Annotated in this window: 2 protein-coding genes; both read left to right on the forward strand. The window is 61.6% G+C overall.

Annotation, left to right across the window (positions count from 1 at the left end; all coding sequences use genetic code 11):
• Positions 1–724: 724 nt before the first annotated feature.
• On the forward strand, positions 725–4,315 hold the full coding sequence (locus tag ACIQ7H_RS21710) for an RHS repeat-associated core domain-containing protein (protein WP_395795501.1): 3,591 nt from the start codon (positions 725–727) through the stop codon (positions 4,313–4,315).
• 770 nt (positions 4,316–5,085) lie between these two features.
• Positions 5,086–5,372: hypothetical protein (locus ACIQ7H_RS21715; RefSeq protein WP_395795503.1), on the forward strand; the 287-nt coding region annotated here is incomplete at its 3' end.

A 5,372-nucleotide genomic window follows, 5' to 3' on the forward strand; every position in this document is an offset into this window, starting at 1 on the left:
TCCGCAAGAAACTTCTCGCGACGCGTCTGCTTCTTCTTCGCGGTGTAGGCCAGGGAGTCGAAGGTGGTCTGCTTCATCGGCTGAACATTCTGCGGGCGGTGGACTATGGTAGCTGTCGGGGCGGATAAATCAGAGCTTCCCTAACCCGAACGACCCGAATGACTGGCATCGTTTGGTGCCGCGGTCTGAGATATATCTCTTCGCAACACGAGCCGAAGATCGTTTCGGCAACTGGGTGGAGTATGACTACGACCCCGCCAACCCGTTTCGATTGACGAGGATTCGCAGCAAAGACCAAGTGTCAGTGGAGGTTCGTTACTCAAGCGATACCGGCCAAATTGAGAGCGTTAACCACGGCGCTCGCACTTGGAAGTACTTTTACACGGGCGAGGGCAGGGTTAAGACTCTGGCGAGAGTAGAGCTGCCAGACGGATCAGATTGGACATACACGTTCCTGGGGGTGTCGGAAAGACCCAATAGTATTGACGAAGGCAATTACGGACGCCTTTGCAATTACAACGCGGGCATTTTTAGCACTCAGACGCCGGGGCAAGAGCATGTTGTTCAAGTCAAGCACCCGAGTGGCGCCGTGGGTCAGTTTGGCTTTCGGCGGATTGCCCACGGGTCCATGCACACTCCGGGCACTTGCGGAACCATGTGGTCGGACAGTTCGATCCGAACGATCGTGTCGGGCAAGCCCCCAGCCTACCTAGCAACAACACTTGTGTCCAAGACCTTTTCGGGACCTGGTACTCCTACCCAGACGTGGAACTATAAGTACTTTCCCACGTGGTCCTCTACTGGCCAGTGGACGGGCGCCTGTGACAGCGGGCTCCCGAGTAGTCAAGCGGACGTCGTTGAGACACTGCCAGACAATACAACAATCACCCATACATTCGGAAATTCATACTGTGTCAACAGCGGGATGCTGTTGGGCCGAGTGGTGCGCAAGGGAGCAGTTGAGTTTCGGCGTGAGCGTATTGGCTATGTGACGAGCGCGAGTGGGCAACCGTTCCCTGATGTCTGGGGTGAGGATCGCGAATCCTATTTCGAGAATCCGCTCTCGCGGAGCGCGCGTCCGGTTGTGTCGCGTGAGATAACCCAAGATGGCGTCGTTTTTACGTGGCAGGCGCTTCAGTTCAATAAATGGGCGATTCCAGTTGAGGTTACCCGCAGCTCCTCGTTGGGGTACAGCAAGGGCGAGTTTTTCTCCTATCGCGAACTCCCAGCGCTCTGGGTGTTGAATCAACCAGTCAGCCGACGCGACCGCGAGCTTCTCACCGTCGAGGAGGTTAACTTCTATGTTCAGAGCCAGATAAACCGGATTGTGAAGTTCGGTATTCCTGACTATCGGCGTTGGTACAACCTGGACGGAACTCTGCATCAAGCGATTTCGCTGGACAACGGCATGGTCACATTGGGTGACTACTACCGCGGCGTCCCCCGCAGCATCGTTCACAGCGCCGACAATTCGCAGGTGTCGGCCACCGTCGACACTCATGGCCGCGTCCGCAGCGTGACCGATGCCCTGGCCAATACCACGAACTACGAGTACGACGCCCAGGGCCGCCTGACCCAGACGCGATTCCCGACCGGCGACAGCACCAGCTGGAGCAATCAGGACACCGCCTATCAGATTCGCAGCTTCGCCGAGTACGGCATCCCCGCCGGCCTGTGGAAGCGCACGCAGACGCGCGGCCGCTCCGAGCACGTCACCTGGTTCGACGCCCTGTGGCGTCCGATCCTGACCCGCGAGCGCGACATCAACCTGCCGAGCAGCGCGCGCTTCGTGCGCACCGCCTACGATTCGAGGGGCAACCTCAGCTTCGAGTCGTATCCGGCGTCTCTGGCCGACGGCGTGGCCTACACCACGCTCACTCAGGGCGTGACCCGCAGCTATGACGCGCTGAATCGCGTCACCCAGGAGCGCCGCAGCTCGGAGCTGGGTGATCTGATCAGCAGCACCGAGTACCTGAGCCGCTTCTCGGTCCGCAACACCAACGCCCGTGGCTTCCAGACCACGACCAGCTTCATGGTCTACGACGAGCCGACCTTCGACTGGCCAGTGAATATCAGCGAGCCAGAGCGCAAGTCGACCGAAATCCAGCGCGATCGCTGGGGCAAGCCGACCCGGATCACCCGACAAGGCTGGTACGTGACGCCGACAGGGAGCTGGGAGCCGAGCGCCGCACTGCGCAGTTTCGTCTACGACGCCAACCAGCGCCTGTGCAAGCGCATCGACTCCGAGTCTGGCGCAACGGTCATGGACTACGACGCGGCCAACCGCCTGGCCTGGACCGCCGATGGTCAGAATCTGCCGTCGACCAGCAGCTGCGACCGCGAGTCCGTGGCCGCCAACCAGCGCGTGCTGCGCAGCTACAACACCAAGGATGAGCTGACCGCTATCAACTACCCCGACAGCACTGACGATGTGGCGTTTGCCTACTACCTGGACGGCAAGCTGCAGACCGCCAACGTCGGCCCCGTCGGCAGCCAGATCAGCCGCAGCTACAGCTATAACAAGCGCGGCCTGCCAACCCAGGAGCAGCTGCTCGTCGATGGGCAGAGTTTCGCGCTGGGTTACCGCTACACCAGCGAAGGCGCCGCGTCCGAGCTTGGCTACCCCGACGGCAGCTGGGAGGCGCTGAATCCCGACGGCCTGGGTCGTCCCACCCGTATGGGCCAGTTCGCCAGCAACGTCAGCTGGCACAGCTTCGGCCCGCTGGCCGGCTTCACCTACGGCAACGGCGCCAGCTTCAGCCAGCAGCTCAATGCCCGCGGCCTGCCCAGCGAGCGCAGCGACAGCTGGTTCGGAACCCAACGCCTGCGCGACTCCTACGCCTGGGACGGCAACGGCAACCTGGGCAGCATCAGCGATCTGGTCGGCGACCCCAGCCAGTTCCGCAGTGCCAGCCGCTGGCTGACCTATGACGGCCTGGACCGGCTGACGGTGGCCGACAGCCCCTCGCAGACCACCACCCGCAGCCAGTGGGGCTACAGCTGGGGCAAGGCCACCTACGCCTACGACGGCCTGGACAACCTGCGCCGCCACACCATGGGCGGGGTCATCGACTTTGCCTACAGCTACGGCAGCCAAGGCCACCTGAACTCGATCACCCAGCCCAGCGGCGCGTCGGTGTCGAGCTATACCCACAACGCCCGCGGCCAGATGACCCGGCGCATGTTCGCTGGCGAGGGCTTCAACCTCAGCTGGGATAGCGGTCACCGCGTCACCCAGACCTGGAACGACGCCTCCACCAAGGTCGAGAGCTACCGCTACGACGCCCACGGCCACCGCGCCCGCACGGTGCGCGGCGGCGAGACGCTGTACCAGGTGTACAGTCAGGCCGGCGACCTGATGTGGGAGCGCAGCAGCACCGGCACCACCCGCAAGTACGCGCGTCTGGGCGGGCGGCTGATCGGCGAGATCGAGAACGGCGTGCGCCGTGCGATCCACACCGACGCACTGGGCAGCGTGCGGCAGAAGACCGATCAGTTCGGTACGGTGTTGCTCGACGATGTGCGTGCGCCGTATGGCTCGACCCTGCTCGGCGGCAGCTACCGCAATGGTCCGGCGTTTACCGGGCACATGGAGGACGGGGCGACCGGCCTGACCTACATGAAGGCGCGGTACTACGACCCGGTGGCGATGCGGTTTATCAGCCCGGATCCGGTGTATGTGGATCTGAACACCGGTGGGAATTTCAATCGGTATTGGTATGCAAACAATAATCCGTATTCCTATACGGATCCGGATGGGCGGTTTGTGCAGGCGCTTTGGGGTGCTCCTATTGGTGCCATCGTGGACATTGCCGCACAGAAGATCGCAAACCCGGACAAGTCGGTAAACTGGACCTCTGTCGCCGTTTCGGCCGGAGTCGGCGCGGTCACTGGAGGTATCGCCTCAATAGCCAGAACCGCCGCAGTTAACGGGACAGTGACAGTGGGTCAGGCAGTTGTCGCCACTGCTGGGGCCAATGCTGTTGTAGGCGCGGCAGGCTCAGCTGTCGATAGCGTAGCGAATGGAGAGACGCCAAGTATGGAGAAAATGGCAATTTCGGCAGTTGCCAACGGTGGGATGAGCCTAGCCGCCGGGTTGGGCGGCACATCGGGCATGTTGGCTGAAAAAATGTCTGCTGCTGCACCGATGTCTCCTCAGAGAATCGGAAACCATATCGCGGCTACAACGCAATCCATTAGCGGGAACACCGCCGCCTTGCAAGGCGCCGCGTCAGTGACCGGCCGAGTTGTTGATGTCGCAAGGCAAGCCGGTGCTTCTTCTGCTCAGAAAAAGCTCGAGGAGGAGGTGCAATGAACATAAAGATGCTTCTTCTCGCTGAACTCCCATCGTTGATCGTCTCAAGTGGCCTCGGTATTATTTTCGGGGTCGGAATTGGTGCGATACCGGGCCTCATGCTCTTCATCGTTGTTCTCTTGGTGCTTCAGCCCTTTGTTCTTGTTCCACTTTTTCTAAAGCGGAGCGACTAGGCCAAGCGGGAATGATGGGGCCAGGTCTATCTTCGTAGCATCCCAGTGCTGGAAGTCACCCTTGAGTTGAGCCGCTCTCGGTCACCCACAACAAAGCCCGCCAATGGCGGGCTTTGTTGTTTCCGCTTCCGAGTTCTGTCGCAAGCGCTCGCCACCGCCACGCGAGTGACGGGGTCACCATTGCGCCGCCCGTGTCACCATTGCGCCGCCCGTGTCAACAGGGCTGACAAAACTCCTCCCGTGATCCGGGCTTCTCTTTTTTCCTGCTGACCCGCTCTTGGCTTGACCGTCCCCGCCTGTGTTCACGTGTGGCTGCGGCCCTCGGCCGCACCAGCCGCGAAGCATGCTTCGCGAGATTTTGGTTTAGGCGGTCATTCCGCCCTCGGCATCGCTGCCCCAAACACTCATCGGTTCTGCCCTGGCGTCCATGTGGCCGGTAACGGCTGCACAGATAACGTGGTTCTCGTCGCGCGCGTCCAACCCTTGATTGGCTCGCCGGGCAGGCGGCCCCTGCCTTTGAATCGGGTCCAACGGCGCCTGGATCATTCAGATCTGGTGGTTACGAACCAACCCCTTTCCCGACCTCAGGCGCCGCCGGTGTACTTAGCCGAAGGCTCGCTTCACATCGAAGTGGCCTCCGTCTTTGATCAGGTGGTAGCCGGCGCGGGCCAGCTTGTGGGCCACGGATTTGATCGCAACCGGGCGCGGCTTCTTGCTCGCCTTGCGATCAAACCAGCGGCGGATCTCGGGGCTGAAACGTATGCGTCCGCCCAAGCCACCTACCGCTTCCCCACTCGCCGTGCTGAGCCTCAGTTGCAGATCGGCGCCCAGCCCTCGATCGGCAGCAAGCTGTCGATGTCCCGGTTGCGCGTGGTCGGCAGGCG

The organism is Aquimonas sp. (assembly GCF_044377145.1).
Classification (GTDB): domain Bacteria; phylum Pseudomonadota; class Gammaproteobacteria; order Xanthomonadales; family Xanthomonadaceae; genus Aquimonas.